Origin of the sequence: Phenylobacterium kunshanense, assembly GCF_003254525.1 — a bacterium.
Taxonomy (GTDB): Bacteria; Pseudomonadota; Alphaproteobacteria; order Caulobacterales; family Caulobacteraceae; genus Phenylobacterium; species Phenylobacterium kunshanense.
This window is the reverse complement of the sequence record NZ_QFYS01000004.1, coordinates 176351-190155: the sequence shown is the minus strand read 5'-3', so window position 1 is coordinate 190155 and position 13805 is coordinate 176351. Positions and strand designations below refer to the sequence as shown.

11 protein-coding genes and 1 pseudogene are annotated in these 13805 nt (G+C 69.8%); 4 read left to right on the top strand and 8 right to left on the bottom strand.

Annotation, left to right across the window (positions count from 1 at the left end; all coding sequences use genetic code 11):
- Positions 1 to 80 precede the first annotated feature (80 nt).
- Positions 81 to 3050 (bottom strand): TonB-dependent receptor plug domain-containing protein, encoded by a 2970-nt coding sequence (locus tag DJ019_RS11160; RefSeq protein WP_111276109.1) that lies wholly within the window; start codon positions 3048 to 3050, stop codon positions 81 to 83.
- A gap of 354 nt (positions 3051 to 3404) precedes the next feature.
- On the bottom strand, positions 3405 to 3656 hold the full coding sequence (locus tag DJ019_RS11155; protein WP_111276108.1) for a DUF3297 family protein: 252 nt from the start codon (positions 3654 to 3656) through the stop codon (positions 3405 to 3407).
- A 95-nt stretch (positions 3657 to 3751) separates the two neighbouring features.
- Here DJ019_RS11155 and DJ019_RS11150 point away from each other — a divergent pair, with 95 nt between their 5' ends.
- Positions 3752 to 5962 (top strand): S9 family peptidase, encoded by a 2211-nt coding sequence (locus tag DJ019_RS11150; protein WP_111276107.1) that lies wholly within the window; start codon positions 3752 to 3754, stop codon positions 5960 to 5962.
- Between the two features lie 19 nt (positions 5963 to 5981).
- Here DJ019_RS11150 and DJ019_RS11145 read toward each other — a convergent pair whose 3' ends face one another.
- Complete coding sequence (locus tag DJ019_RS11145; RefSeq protein ID WP_111276106.1) at positions 5982 to 6734, bottom strand: class I SAM-dependent methyltransferase; 753 nt, start codon at positions 6732 to 6734, stop codon at positions 5982 to 5984.
- Positions 6735 to 6847: 113 nt separating this feature from the next.
- On the opposite strand from DJ019_RS11145, the gene DJ019_RS11140 reads away from it, so the two are divergent.
- The gene (locus DJ019_RS11140; protein WP_111276105.1) at positions 6848 to 7639 is read left to right on the top strand and encodes a hypothetical protein; all 792 of its coding nucleotides are present in this window, start codon (positions 6848 to 6850) and stop codon (positions 7637 to 7639) included.
- Positions 7640 to 7651: 12 nt separating this feature from the next.
- Here DJ019_RS11140 and DJ019_RS21675 read toward each other — a convergent pair.
- The 3 genes and pseudogenes from DJ019_RS21675 to DJ019_RS11130 form a co-directional block, all read right to left on the bottom strand.
- A pseudogene (locus DJ019_RS21675) lies at positions 7652 to 7750 on the bottom strand (PEPxxWA-CTERM sorting domain-containing protein); the annotation flags it as partial.
- Between the two features lie 1151 nt (positions 7751 to 8901).
- Positions 8902 to 9177, bottom strand: coding sequence for a hypothetical protein (locus DJ019_RS20780; RefSeq protein WP_133255288.1), 276 nt, complete (start codon positions 9175 to 9177; stop codon positions 8902 to 8904).
- 292 nt (positions 9178 to 9469) lie between these two features.
- Positions 9470 to 9847 carry a glycine zipper 2TM domain-containing protein gene (locus DJ019_RS11130; RefSeq protein ID WP_111276103.1) on the bottom strand — a complete coding sequence of 126 codons (378 nt, stop codon included), beginning with the start codon at positions 9845 to 9847 and terminating at the stop codon, positions 9470 to 9472.
- Between the two features lie 180 nt (positions 9848 to 10027).
- On the opposite strand from DJ019_RS11130, the gene DJ019_RS11125 reads away from it, so the two are divergent.
- Complete coding sequence (locus DJ019_RS11125) at positions 10028 to 10801, top strand: SDR family NAD(P)-dependent oxidoreductase (protein WP_111276102.1); 774 nt, start codon at positions 10028 to 10030, stop codon at positions 10799 to 10801.
- A gap of 6 nt (positions 10802 to 10807) precedes the next feature.
- Here DJ019_RS11125 and DJ019_RS11120 read toward each other — a convergent pair whose 3' ends face one another.
- Both DJ019_RS11120 and DJ019_RS11115 read right to left on the bottom strand, forming a co-directional pair.
- Positions 10808 to 11794, bottom strand: a complete 987-nt coding sequence (locus DJ019_RS11120; RefSeq protein ID WP_133255287.1) for a hypothetical protein — start codon at positions 11792 to 11794, stop codon at positions 10808 to 10810.
- Between the two features lie 2 nt (positions 11795 to 11796).
- On the bottom strand, positions 11797 to 12453 hold the full coding sequence (locus tag DJ019_RS11115) for a PEP-CTERM sorting domain-containing protein (RefSeq protein WP_165843984.1): 657 nt from the start codon (positions 12451 to 12453) through the stop codon (positions 11797 to 11799).
- A gap of 220 nt (positions 12454 to 12673) precedes the next feature.
- Between DJ019_RS11115 and DJ019_RS11110 the strand changes: the two genes are divergently transcribed.
- Positions 12674 to 13804: a sensor histidine kinase gene (locus DJ019_RS11110; RefSeq protein WP_133255286.1), complete on the top strand. Its 1131-nt coding sequence runs from the start codon at positions 12674 to 12676 to the stop codon at positions 13802 to 13804.
- Position 13805 lies beyond the last annotated feature (1 nt).

Genomic DNA, 13805 nt, shown 5'->3' with positions numbered 1-13805 from the left:
CCGCGGCGAGCCGGCGGAAGGGCCTCCCGATCAGGCCACGCCCCGCGGCAAGCCAGCGGGGCGGACCATCACTCTCCGGACTAGAAGCGCATGCCCGCGCCGACGAAGAAGAACCGGCCGCGGTTGTCGTACTGCGACGACCCGATGCCCGTGCCGGTGTAGGTCTCCGGCAGCGCAGGCGGGTGGCGGTCGAAGACGTTGATCACCCCGGCCCGCATCGTGATCTCGTCGCGGATCTTGTAGGTCACCCGCAGGTCGTGCCGCCAGTAGTCGCCCGTGTAGTACGGGTCGAGCTGGTTCGGCTGCAGCGCGCTGTTGGCGATCATGGAGTCGATCCACAGGGTGCTCCAGGTGACCGACGCCTTGTCGTTCGACCAGCGGATCGTCCCGTTCGCCTTCCACTCGGGCAGGCCGTTGTTGATGCTGTTGGCGAGCTGGGTGTACGCCTGCCCCGGCAGGCCCTGGAGCTGGAACCCATACATCCAGGTGGCGTCCAGGCGCAGGGCGATGTTGCCGTAGTCCTTGCCGAACAGATCCTCGGTGTGGAAGCCGTAGGCGATCGAGTAGTCGTAACCCTCGACCTTCACCTTGGCGACGTTCTGGTTGACCAGGATGACTTCCGACACCCCGCCGACGATGCCGCTGCCGCCGTTGCCGGTGGGGTCGCGACGGATCTGGGCGCAGTACTGGTTCGACGCATAGGGAACAGTCGCGTCGTCGTAGCAGAGCTGCTGCAGAAGGGTGTTGATCGGGATCGTGCTGATCTGGCCGTCGATGTTGTACTTGAAGAAGTCGACGGAGATCTGAAGGTTCGGGATCCAGCGGGGCTGGATCACGACACCGTACTGGTAGGTGTGGGCGGTCTCGGGACCGAGGTCCGGGTTACCCCCCTGCAGCAGGGCCAGCGACGGGCGGCCGGTGCCGAAGTTCGACTGGAAGGTCGCCGAATTCCAGCCCGGGATGGCGGCGGCGCAGGTGACGCGACGGGCGGCCTGCTGGGCCGCCGTGGCGCCGCGGAAGACCGCGGCGTCGCAGGGGTCGGTGGCGGCGGTGGTGAAGTTGCGGCTCTGCGGCGAGAACAGCTCGATGATGTTCGGGGCGCGAACGGCGGTCGCTTCCGACAGGCGGAAGCGGACGTCCTTCACCGGCGACCAGTTCAGGCCGATCCGGTACTGGTCGGTGCCGCCGACCGTCGAGTAGTCCGACACGCGGCCGGCCGCCTCGATGGTGAGCTCCTCGGCGAACGGAACGCCCTTCAGGATCGGCACCCGCACTTCGCCGTAGGCTTCCTTGACGTTGTACTCGCCTTCGCGGGTCCCGATGGCGTTGAAGAACAGGGCCCCCGACGCCCCCAGGGCGTCCTGCTCGAAGAAGCTGGTCTCCTTGCGGTATTCAAAGCCGAAGGCTGCGCCCACAGGGCCGGCCGGAAGCTCGAACAGGTCGGTGGCGAAGTTCAGGCCGGCGACCGTCTGGGTGATCTTCTGGTCGGTCACCGAGGTGGCATTGGCCCACAGGACGGCTTCGCGCGAGGCCCCGTTGACCAGGTCCCACGGGGCGCAGCCCGCGGCCCGGGCGGCGGCGTCGCGGCAGACGACCTGGCCGTTCAGCAGCACCGCGTCGGTCGCCTGCTGGACGCGGGCGATGTTCGGCACGTTGTAGGAGATCGTCGAACCATCCAGCCGCGAGTACTGGACGTAGCTGTCCATGTTGACCTTGCGGCCAAAGGTCTCGAACGAGCCGTTGATCCCACCGGCGATGCGGTACTGCTCGCGCTCGGTCTTCACGTCCCGGCCGCCAAACTCCTGCCAGATCTTGCCGACGTTCGCGGTCGAGCCCTGGGTGAGGGTCTTGCCGGCCGCGAGCCACTCGGTCCGCAGCGCCGCGGCGGTCGCGCCGCCGCCATTCAGGTAGGCGTTGTCGCCACGCAGGACCACCGGCATCGTGCCGCCGCCGGCGGCGTTCGAGAACGCCGGCACGAAGATACCGTAGCCCGACACCTTCACGTAGGAGGCGTCGACGAACGCCTTGAAGGTCTCGGTGATCTTGTAGTCGACGTAGGTCCGCAGGACGCCGCGGGTCCCCTTGCCCTGCAGGGCGTTGTAGATGCCGCTGTAGATCAGCGCCTCGTCCTGGCAGTTGGGCTGAACCGTCGCGGTGGCGCAGTTGTTCGACAGGCGCACGACGTTAGTCGGGTTGCGGTAGTCGAGCGTCACGGCGCGGGCCGTGCCGATCACGTTGCCGCCGACGAGCTGGAAGGTCGCGTAGGGCGAGAGGTTGGTCCGCGAGTTCGGAATCACCGTTTGCGTGGTCACGCCGGCGGCGTTGTTGCGGCGGATGCCCGGGTAGGCCCAGTCCCGGTCCTCTTGCATGATCTTGTCGAGGCTGGCGTATTCGCCCCCGACCAGCACGTTCAGGCGGTCGTCGAGGAACTTGCCTCCCCAGTTGAAGCCGACGCGCAGTTCCTCGCCGTCGCCTTCCTGGGAGATGCCGCCCTGCAGGTCGATCTCGAGGCCGTCCTGCTGCTTCTTCATGATGAAGTTGACGACGCCCGAGATGGCTTCCGAGCCGTACACGGCCGAGACGCCGCCGGGGACGATGTCCACCTGCTCGATCATCAGCGACGGGATCGTGTTCAGGTCCACGGCGGGGGATGAGGCGTCGGAGAACGGCAGTCGGCGGCCGTCCATCAGGACGAGCGTCCGGGTGGCGCCGAGGCCGCGGATGTCGGCGCGGGCCTGGCCCGCCAGGAACAGCGTGCCCGACGTCGTCTGCTGGTTCTGGTTCGGGTTGATGCTGGGCGTATCCAGGAGGATGTCGCCGATCGAGGTGTTGCCCGACTCGCGGATCGCCTCGGCCGTCACCACCTGGATCGGCGACGGCGAAGAGAAGGTGTCGCGGCGGATGCGCGAGCCGGTGATGACGATCTCGCCGAGTTCGGCGCCCTCGCCGGCCGCGGCCTGCGCCTGGGCCGCGCCGGCCCAGCCGGTGGCCATGGCGCCGCAGATGATCGAAGTGGCCAGCAGGCGCTGGCGCGTCGAATGGAACTTCAAGTCACAATCCCTCCAATGACCCGGAGCCGCGCGGCCGCCGGGCGTGCGTTGGTTCACAGCGTTCACGGTTGGAGGGGGGCGTTTTCCCGAGCGACGCCCCCAGCCGCTGCCATCGCCGCCGTCTAAGCAGGTGGCCGGCGACGGCTTAGGGAGTTCGCTTCAGGAGTTACATGAGAATGCTTCATGTAACCGGCGCGCGCCGGCTGCATGAAGCCTCAAGCATCTGACGAAAAATAGAAAATTGGACCGGGAACGCCGGGCCGAGGTCGCAATCGCCGACTTGGCCCGGGTCACCAAACCGTCATTGTCCCGCAAGCTGTGGCGCCCGCGACACGCGAGGTGACACCTCGCGGCTCAGCCTTCGCGGAAGTAGGGTTCCACAGGGCCCTGGAGCTTCACGGTCAGAGGATTGCCGTGGCGGTCCTTGGACGCGCCAACCGACAGGCGCACCCAGCCTTCGCTGACGCAGTATTCCTCGACGTTGGTTTTGTCCTGCCCCTTGAACCGCACGCCCACGTTCCGCTGCAGCACGTCAGCGTCGTAGTACGGGCTGTCCGGGTTCACGCTCAGGCGATCGGGGGGCGTGTCGGAGGTCTTTTCGCTCATGCCGGGGAGGTCGCACGGCGAGGCCCTGGGTTCAAGGTTTACGATCGCCCTGGCGCAGATTGCCAAGGCGCTTCGGACCCTGTTCAACAGCGGTCATGAAGTTCGCTGTCGCCGCCGTCGCGGCTCTCCTCGTCGCCGCCCCTGCCGTGGCCGAGCAACTCCCCGCCAAGCGCATCTTCGAGAGCCCCGACATTTCGGGCCCGCGCGCCCGGGGCGTGAAGCTGTCCCCCGACGGGAAGGCCGTCACCTACATCAAGACCCGCGCCGACGACCTCACCGTCAGCGACCTGTGGATCGCCGACGTGGCCGGGGGCGCACCCCGCCTGCTGCTCGACGGCAAACTGCTGGCCCCGACCGACCGCGAGCTGTCCGAGGCCGAGAAGGCCCGCCGCGAGCGGGCCGGGGTCGCGACGCGCGGGGTCGTCGACTACGCCTGGGACAAGCAGGGCCGGCTGATCCTGGCCCCGGTGGAGGGTGACCTCTGGGTCTACGACCTGGCCACGAAACAGGCTCGCCAGCTCACTCGCACGCCCGCGGACGAGATCGACGCCAAGGTCTCTCCCAAGGGTGGCTACGTCTCGTTCGTCCGCGACGACAACCTCTACATCACGCCGGCGGGCGGCGGGGCGGAACGGGCGCTGACCGAGGGCGGGACCGAACTGAAGAGCTGGGGCACGGCGGAATTCATCGCCCAGGAGGAGATGGACCGCTCGACCGGCTACTGGTGGAGCCCCGACGACAAGGCCGTGGCCATCGCTTTCGTGGACCAGACCGGGGTCGATATCGTGGAGCGCCCGGAGGTGAACGCCACCGGCGCCCGCGTGGTCCCCCAGCGCTATCCGCGCCCCGGACGGCCGAACGCGGTGGTCGAACTCCACGTCCAGCCGCTGGCCGGGCCGCGCGTGAAGGTGGACCTGGGAGAGAACCCCGACATCTACCTGGCTCGCGTCGCCTGGGCGAAGGACGGCCGGACCCTCTACGTCCAGCGCCAGACGCGCGACCAGAAGCGCTTGGACCTGCTCGCCGTCGATCCTGCGACCGGCAAGGGCCGGGTGATCCTCAGCGAGACCAGCCCGCACTGGGTGGACCTCACCGACGACTTCAGGCCGCTCGCCGACGGCACGTTCCTGTGGTCGTCGGAACGGTCGGGCTACCGCCATCTCTATCTCTACGCCGCCGACGGCCGGCTGATCCGCCAGATCACCCGCGGCGACTGGCCCGTGCACGAGATCGAGGGCGTGGACGAGACGGCCAGGGCGGTGATCTTCTCAGCGTTCCGCGAAACCCCTGGAGAGCGCCGGATCTGGCGCGTCTCGTATTCGAGCCCGGCCGAGCCGAAGCCGGTCACCTCGGCCGGCGGCTGGTGGACCGTGACCGTGGCCGACAAGGGCGGCGCCTTCGCCGGGACCTATGAGGACCCGAAGACCCCTCCCCAGACCGCGCTCTACCGGGCCGACGGCCAGCGCGTGCGGTGGATCGAGGAGAACGCGCTTAAGGACGGGCACCCCTACTGGCCCTACGTCGACCGCCTGCGGACGCCGAGCTTCGGGACGATCAAGGCCGCCGACGGCTCGGACCTGTGGTGGTCGCTGCGCACGCCGCCAGGCTTCGATCCGGCCAAGAAGTATCCGGTGATCGTGCAGGTGTACGGCGGCCCGTCCGGCCCACGCGTCGCCAGCAACTGGCACACGCCGGAGGACCAGATCCTGCTGGACGCCGGCTACATCCTCTTCCGGCTCGACAACCGCGGCGTCGGCTATCGCTCGGTCGCGTTCAAGACCGCGATCGACCGGCGGCTGGGCCAGCTCGAAGTGGACGATCAGATCGCCGGCGCCAATCACCTGAAGTCGCTGCCCTACGTCGACGGCGCGCGGATCGGCGTCACCGGCTGGTCGTACGGCGGCTACATGACCCTCTTGATGCTGACCGCGCCGGACAGCCCGTTCAAGGCCGGGGTCTCAGGCGCGCCGGTCACCGACTGGAAGCTGTACGACACCCACTACACCGAGCGGTTCATGGGCACGCCCGCCGACAACGCCCAGGGCTATGCGGCGACCGAGGTGGTGTCGCGCCTGCCGCGGCTGAAGCCCGACTCGCTGCTGTTGGTGCACGGGATGGCGGACGACAACGTCACGTTCGACCACTCGACCCGCGTGCTGTTCGCCCTGCAGGCGGCAGGCACGCCCTTCGAGACCATGGTCTATCCGGGCCTGCGCCATCGCGGCGGCTGGACCCCGGCGAACCGAATGCACCGGGCCCTGATGACCCGGGACTTCTTCGACCGGAAGCTGAAGGCGGGCGACTGACGCCGCCCGCCCCGGCCGGTCACTTCGGCTTGCGGAACTTGTAGACGAACTGGTCGGTCTTTCCGCGGATCGCCGGGTCGAAGACGTTGGCGGTATGCGGATCGGCTGCGTCCTTCAGCAGCGCGTTCTCGCCCTCGAACTTGAAGCCCGCCGCCTCGACCTCGGCCTTCACGATCGACGGATCGATCCGGTGCACCTTCATCGCCGCCCCAAGGCCGGACCCTGGCAGGGCCACATGGTCGACGATCACATAGAGGCCGCCCGGCTTCAGGGATTTGAACACCTCGGCGTTGACCTTCTGCGCCGTGTCCTTCGGGAACGGTGTGAGGTGGAAGTCGTGATAGTTCTGAACCGTCAGCACGAGGTCCAGACTGTCCGGCAGGTCGAGATCGGCGAACGTCGAGGTGATCGGCGTGACGTTGGCGTACGCCCCGGCGACCTTCTTCTGGTTCTCGCCATAGCTCGCCTGGAACTTGATGAACTCCTCGGGCTGGTAGGCATAGACGTGTCCCTTCGGCCCGACCGCGGCCGAGAGGATGCGAGTGAAGTAGCCGCCGCCCATGACGAGGTCGGCCACCTTCTGACCCGGCTGCACGGCGGACCACTCCAGCAATTCGCCAGGCTTGCGCGCCGCGTCGCGTCCGACCTCTTCCGCCGGCCGGCTCCCGTCCGCCAGGGCCGCCGCGATATGCGCCGGGGGCGCCGACCAGGCCGGGGCTGCCGCCCCCAGGCTCACCGCCGCCGCTGCGGCCATCATCCATATGCGGGCCATGCCTCGCCTCCCAATGTTATGCTGAACGCGGTCTAGCACCCGCGACCGCCCGGCCCCTAGCTGTCTGCGCGGAACGGCCGTATCTTTGCGACGCGTGTCAGTCAGGAGCCGTCGTGATCAGAGCGATCATCGGGGGCGCAGTGGCTGCTGCGCTTCTTTCGGGCGAGACCGTCGCCGCCCGCCCTTCCCAACTCCCCAATCCCGCCTGGGTGGTCACCCCCACCGAAGCCGGCTGTCGCGTGGAACTCGAGCTATCGGGCCGGTCAGGCGCCGTGGCGCCGGTCAGCCTGACCTCGGACGGGGAACTGTTGAGCCTGCGCTTCTCCAAGGCCGATCTGCCGGCGCGGGCCTTCCTGCCGATCCGCATCGACAAGGCCCCGTACGCCAACCTGATGCTGCGGTCCGAGGACGACACGGGCGAGCTTGTGCTGTCGGAGGAGACCGAGCGCGCCCTCCGAAAGGGCGGGACCCTCGGGATCGCCTGGCTCGGCGCAGAACCCATGACGACGTCGCTGACGGGATCGGAACAGGGTCTGGTCGACCTCAGGACCTGCGGCGCGCAGGCCGCGAGCCGTCATCGCGAGCGGGCCGCCGCACAGCAGGCCGCCAGGGATCGCGCGGAAGCCGAGGCCCGGGCCAGGGCCATCACCGAGGCCCAGCTCGCGGCCGTCCGCGCCCAGACCGAGGCTGCGGAGGCCCAGCGCCGGCAGGTGGAAGAGGCTGCGGAGCGGCAGCGCCGCCTGGAGGCCGCAGAGGCCGAGCGCGCCTATCAGGAGGCGCGCCAGCGGGCCTACGAGGAGGAACGCCGCAGGGCCTGGGAACGCCAGCGGGCCTATGACGACGCAGAGGCGCGCTGGGAGCCGCCGGCCCGCCCGTATCAGCCCCGCTACGATGAGCGCTACTGACCGGTCGGCGCCTCAGGCCACCCGGGCGACGATCCGGCGGCGCCGGATCACATAGCCGACGGCCCCGAAGCCCAGGATCATCATCGCCCAGCTCGAAGGCTCGGGGATCGCGCCGGGTCCGCCAGGGACGAGCGCCGTGTCGCCAGGGCCGCCGCCGCCGGGCTCGTCACGAGGCCCGCCACCGCCGGGAGGATCGATCGGCAGGAAGGTCCCGCCGCCGCCTGGGGGGCCACCCGTCGGAGGTTCGGTCCCGGGAGTCCCGGGTCCGGGAATTCCGGGGCCAGGGCCCGGAGGCGCTGGATCGAACGGATCGGGGCCCGTCGGACCGGGGTCGAAAGGATCCGGATCGGAGGGTCCGGTCTCGGTCGGGCCGGGGCCACCGCCACCGCCGCCGCCGCCGCCGCCGCCGCCGCCGGAGCCGCCAGAGCCACCGCCACCACCGCCCCCGCCGAAGCCAAGGCCTTCGGGCGGGGCCAGGTCGTCTCCGCCTCCGGGACCGGGGTCAAGGAACGTCGTCCCGCCGCCGGGAGGCGTACCACCGCCGGGAAGCGTGCCGGAGTCACCGCCGTCGGAACCGGACGGACCGGAATTGTCGGGCTGGCCCGGAGGCGAGGTGTCGCCGGAGTCGCCCGGCGAGTCGGATGGACCCGAGAGGTCGCCAGGGCTCGGCGTCGTCAGCGGGCCATCGGGCCCCTGCGGACCGCCGCCGCCCGTTTCCGTCGGTCCCGTTCCGCCCTGACCGCCGGTCGCGCCACCCGTGTCGCCGCTCCGGAACAGACTGATCCGGCCGCCATCCAGAACGCCCTGCCCTTCCATCAGGCTGGGCGCGGCGATGGCGCTGGCCGAGAACATCATGAACATCACCGGCCCGTGCCGATGCATTCGGCGGTGCCAAGGCTCGCCAGGGCAGAACTCGGGCCGAACGGCCGGATGCCAGGGGGCCAGCGGGCAGATCTCGCCGTCGGGACCGAGCACGCGGCCCGGCCAGGCCCAGCTCCACAGCCAGCTCAGTCGCCACCAGCGGCTGACCCCGCGGTCAACGCCCGTGGGCCAGGCCCAACCGAAGACGGTGGCCATCAGTCCGTGGCGGCGTCCGAACCGCTCGTCATGCAGCGCGGTGGGCCACATCCAGCCCAGCACCCCACCGATCAGCGCGGGCCGGCGATCCCTCTGGTGTTGCGGTTGCGGCCACAGCCAGGTCAGCAACGCCGCGGCCACGCCGCGCTTGCGGCCCCGGGGCCCGCCATCAAAGGTCCCAACGGTCATGAGCCCAGGCTCCCCGCGACGGCGCGATCGCGAATATCGTTCGAAGGGAGACGCAAGACGGACTCGACGCTGTGATCACCAAGCTGCGACTGGCGCTGCGCGCCGCCGCTTATGGTGAAGGTGCCACATTTTTGCCAAACGGTCGTTAACCGTGCGGCAGGCGCGACGGTTTGTCTCGCCTCGACAGAGGCTTCAGCCAGCGCAAATGGGCCGCCGGCGCACCCGGCGCCGCGGCTCCAACCACCCAGACTGGCGATCATGGTCGCCATCATGAGACCGCTCCTGACCCGTTCGCCGTGCGGGGGACACGGCGCAGGAAACCAACCTCGACGCTGCGACGCCGGGGGGAGCGTCACAACGAGAGACAATCCACCGGCGGAAATGTCGCCCCAAAGGGGGAACGGCGCAGGCAGATCGGGCTCTCACCTGCAAATACGTGGCCAGCTTCGCCGTGGATGACTCGAAATCCACAAAATGGGTAAGGACGCTGCGCGCGCCCTCTTACGCACGCGAAGAGGCGCCCGCGCTCGCGGACGCCTCGACCCGTTCGGCAGTCGGCTGAACTCAGTAGCGATAGCCGTAGCGGTCGCCGCCGTAGCGGTAGCGGTTGTCGTAGTCCCGCCCGTAGTAGGTCCGGTCGTAGCTGCGGTAACGGCTGTCGCGGGAGTAGGGCTGGCTGGACCGGTAGCTGTAGCCGTTCCGGTAGTAGCGACGGTCCTTCTTGCCGTCGTTCACCGCCGCGCCCAGGGCTGCGCCGGCGACGGCGCCGATGGCCACGGCCTCGGTCTTGCCATCCCCGATGGCGGCGCCGGCGACACCGCCCAGCACGGCGCCGAGCAGGGCGCTCTCGGTCTTTGAGGCGGCGGCGGCCTGGCTCGCGGGCAGCGCCACCGCGCCCGCCACGGTCATGGCCATCGCGGCCTTCATCAGCTTGTTGGTCATGGCTCTGGTCTCCTTCTGCGCCGGTCGGGAAGCCCCTCTCCGGCGATGTTGGAGCCGAACCTAAGCGGCCCGGCCTGAACCCAATCGGAGGCGAGCGTTCATCCCGGCGTCAGGAAACGATGGACTTCCCTCCCGCCGCGGCAGCCGCGCTTTGTTCGCCAGCTAAGAGGAGAAAGCCCCATGACCTATCCGCTGCCGAACGCGTCCGTCGACCTCACCGGCCAGGTGGCCCTGGTGACTGGCGCATCGTCGGGCCTGGGCCTGCGCTTCGCCCGCGTGCTGGCGGCCTGCGGAGCCAAGGTCGCTATCGCCGCGCGGCGGGCCGATCGCCTGGAGACGCTGGCCGCGGAAATCCGCAATGCCGGCGGCGAAGCCCTGCCGGTGTCGCTGGACGTGACCGACGCCGACCAGCTCGTCTCCGCCGTCGCCCAGGCCGAGCAGGCGTTCGGCACGGTGACGATCCTGGTGAACAACGCCGGCATTCCCGACGCCCAGCGCGCTCACAAGATGCCGCTGGAGCTGATCGACCGGGTCATCGACGTGAACCTTCGGGCCCCGTGGATCCTATCCTGCGAGGTCGCGCGCCGGCTGATGGCCGCCGAGAAGCCGGGCCGGATCGTCAACATCGCCTCCGTAGCCGCCTTCAACTACGCCGGCGGCGGGGCGGCGCTCTATTCGGTAACGAAGATGGGCGTGGTCCGGATGACCGAGGCCCTGGCCGTCGAGTGGTCTCGCAACAACATCAACGTCAACGCCATCGCGCCCGGCGCTTTCTCGTCGGAGATGATGGACGGCATGCTCTCGCGGGTCGGCGACATCTCGCAGGGCTTCCCGCGCAAGCGGATCGGCGACCCTGCCCAGCTGGACAGCACCCTGCTCTACCTGGTCTCGCCTGCCTCGGACGCCGTGACGGGCACCTGCATCAAGGTCGATGACGGCCAGGGCTCGCGCTGAGGCCTGTCAGTCCAGGCTCGCCTGGATCGCCCGGTAGTCCAGCGCGGCGGCGGCGGCGCGCAGCTTCGGCTCCAGGCGGGGATGGCCATGACCGCCCTCGGCCGGCGCGCCGACCATCACGAGCTGCACGGCATCCTTCGGCGCGGCCGGATCGAAGTAGGCCGGGTTGGGCCGCACGTAGTGCGTCGCCCCTGTGGCGGCGCAGTCTCCGAACGGCTCCCGGAGCCGGGCGCTGACGCAGGCCGGCGCGCTGCGCTCCTGTGAACTGAGCGCGGCGAGCGCGGCGGTTTGCTGGTCGAGGGTCGCCTGCATCTTCGGGTGCGGGACACCGCCGATCTGGGCGATGGTGGCGCGGGTCTCGTCGATCAGGCCCTGGAGCCGCTCACCCTTGGTGACATAGGTCCACGGCAGCCGGCCGGTCCGGGCGACCAGAACCACGTCCCGGATGCCGACGCGGAAGACCGGAAAGCCCTGAGCCGTCCCCACCTGCAGGGGCAGGTGCTGAACGGTCCTGGACGCGTCCTCGCCACCGTTCGAGTTTGCGTAGAGCGCCATCAGGTCGTTGACGAAGATGCGGAACGTGGGCCCCTCCAGCCGACCCATGTAGGTCCCGGCCGCGTCGGGCTTTGCCCCACTCTCCAGGTCGATCTCCTGCGGGATCAGCACCGCCTCGGCCCGCGCAGGTTGGCGGGCGGGAAAGCCATCCTGCGGGCCGTGGATCGAGACCGAGCGGCGGATGCTAAAGCCGCGGGGGTCGTGGAGGGCCGGCGTCGCCAACGCGCGCTCCACCAGGGCGCCGACCTTGCCGGCCAGCGCCTTTCGCGCGGGCGCGGGCAGCGACGGGTCCGTCACCTGGACCGAGAACGGCGTCACCCGCCCCCTGGCCGCGGCAGAGGCTGCGCTCTGCTCCGCCGCCGCCGGAGCGGCGAGGAGACACGCCGCCGCCAGAACCAGACCCGCGGCGCGCCAGCTCCATCGATGCCCGCGCGCCACGGTCAATGCCCCGTGAGGGCGTAGCGCCGCCGCGACTGGCGCAGCAGTGCGCCCGAGCCGAAGAAGCCGATGAGCAGCATCGCCCAGGTCGCGGGCTCGGGCACCGCGCCTGCGGCCCGTGTGCCCGTCACCAGGATGTTGTCGAAGATGACCCCGCGATTGAAGGCGAAGTAGTCGGACTGATACTGGAACCGCAGCGTCACGGCCTGCCCGGCGAACTGCGTCAGGTCGAAGGCGACCGAACCTCGCTGATCGCCGGAAAGCGCAGTCGGCCCCAGCTTCGAGAGACTGTTGCCCATGGGGCCGTAGAAGCCGGGCGTGGTCGGCACAAGCAGGCCGTTCGGCGGATCGACCTCGCCGGTGGCCGCCACGACGTTGAACCCGTCGTACCGATATTCGGACAGGATGTCGTAGTCGAACGTCATCGTCGCATCGGTGTAGTCCGTCAGGTCGAGCACGAGCTGGTACCAGGAGTAGTCGTAGTTCTTGGACCCGTTCACGTTGCCGGCCTGGCCGTCCTTCACAGCGAACCGACCGCCGACGGACTCGTTCGCGCCGAGGCCGTTCGTGAAGGTCTGGCGGAAGATCTGGGCCGCCTCGGCGGACGTGGACATGAGGGCCGCGGCGGCAAGGGCGGCAAGGGCGGGACGCAGGTTCAAGGGACTAGGCTCCATCGATATCGGTCGTTGCGGTCGGGGCGGAACCTGACCGGCCGAGGGCGCCGCGTCAGCCGCGCTGAGACCGGCGCCGGACCGCCCGCGCCGGGGCGACGAAACCCGCCGGTCGCACGACAAACTCCGCCGCCCCTTGTCGACGGGACCCGCGCAGGGCGCGACGAAGCCGGGCGTCCGACCGCCACTTGTGCGCTATGGTCGCGCGATGATCCCGCCTGCGGCCCGCCACCTCGACAGTCAGACCGTGCGCCAGGCGCTCTGGCTGACGCTCGCGGTCTGGACGCTGGACGTCTTCCTCTACGTGCTTCCGTCCTCACTGAATGGACCGGTCGCGGCCTCGTCGTGGGCGAGCGTCGTGCTGGTGGCGACGACCGGCGCGCTCCTCACTCCGGCGGTGTACGTCGTAACGGCCCGCACGCGCGCCAGCGCGGCGCTCACCCGATACCTGGCGCTGGCGGGGATCTCGATCGTCTGCGGCGCCCTGACCTCTCTGTCCGACCTCACGCTCGGCGAGTTGCTCCGGCGGCTTTTCGACCCCGACGGGCCGATGATGGACGCGGCGCAGCGGCGGTTCCGAGGCGTCACCAACCTTCTCGGCCTGTCCTGGATGTTCGCTCTGCTGGGCGGACTGTTCATGATGCTGCACGCCAACACGGCGGTCCGCGACCGCGAGCGCCAGCTCGCCGACGCGCGCGCGAAGGCGGCGGAGGCGGAGGCGGCGGCCACCGCCGCCCGACTGGCGGCCCTGCGCTACCAGCTCAATCCGCACTTCCTGTTCAACACCCTGAACGCGGTGTCCTCCGCGGTCATCACCGGCCGCAACGCCGAGGCCGAGTCGATGCTGGAGAGACTGGCCGAGTTCCTGAGGGTCACCCTGGCCGCGGATCCGGCGGGCCTCACGCCCCTGGAGGACGAGTTCGCCACCTTGCAGGCCTACCTGGAGATCGAGAGCGTCCGCTTCCGTGACCGCCTGGGCGTGGAGTTCGCCTGCCCGCCCGAGCTGCGGCAGGCCCTGGCCCCCAGCTTTCTCCTGCAGCCCCTGGTCGAGAATGCGATCAAGCACGGCGTCTCGCGCACCACCCGGCCGGTCACAGTTCGCCTCGAGGCCGCGCGGGATGGCGACGACCTGGTGGTGCTTGTGGAGGACGACGCCGAGGGCGGCGGCGAGCCCGCCCGCGGCGCGGGGCTTGGCCTGCGCAACGTGCGCCAACGGCTGGAGGTGCTCTACGGCGAGCGCGGCGTCCTGCAGACCACCGCGCGGGAACGCGGGTTCCTGGTCATGATCCGAATGCCGCTGCAGTGGGCCACGGCTCCAGGCGTCGCGGCGGCGGCCTGAT

Excerpts from the sequence above, each read along its gene's own strand:
- DJ019_RS11145 (WP_111276106.1), bottom strand. The coding sequence starts at position 6,734 with ATGGCCCGCATATGGATGATGGCCGCAGCGGCGGCGGTGAGCCTGGGG.
- DJ019_RS11155 (WP_111276108.1), bottom strand. The coding sequence starts at position 3,656 with ATGAGCGAAAAGACCTCCGACACGCCCCCCGATCGCCTGAGCGTGAAC.
- DJ019_RS20780 (WP_133255288.1), bottom strand. The coding sequence starts at position 9,177 with ATGATGGCGACCATGATCGCCAGTCTGGGTGGTTGGAGCCGCGGCGCC.
- DJ019_RS11125 (WP_111276102.1), top strand. The coding sequence starts at position 10,028 with ATGACCTATCCGCTGCCGAACGCGTCCGTCGACCTCACCGGCCAGGTG.
- DJ019_RS11150 (WP_111276107.1), top strand. The coding sequence starts at position 3,752 with ATGAAGTTCGCTGTCGCCGCCGTCGCGGCTCTCCTCGTCGCCGCCCCT.
- DJ019_RS11130 (WP_111276103.1), bottom strand. The coding sequence starts at position 9,847 with ATGACCAACAAGCTGATGAAGGCCGCGATGGCCATGACCGTGGCGGGC.
- DJ019_RS11110 (WP_133255286.1), top strand. The coding sequence starts at position 12,674 with ATGATCCCGCCTGCGGCCCGCCACCTCGACAGTCAGACCGTGCGCCAG.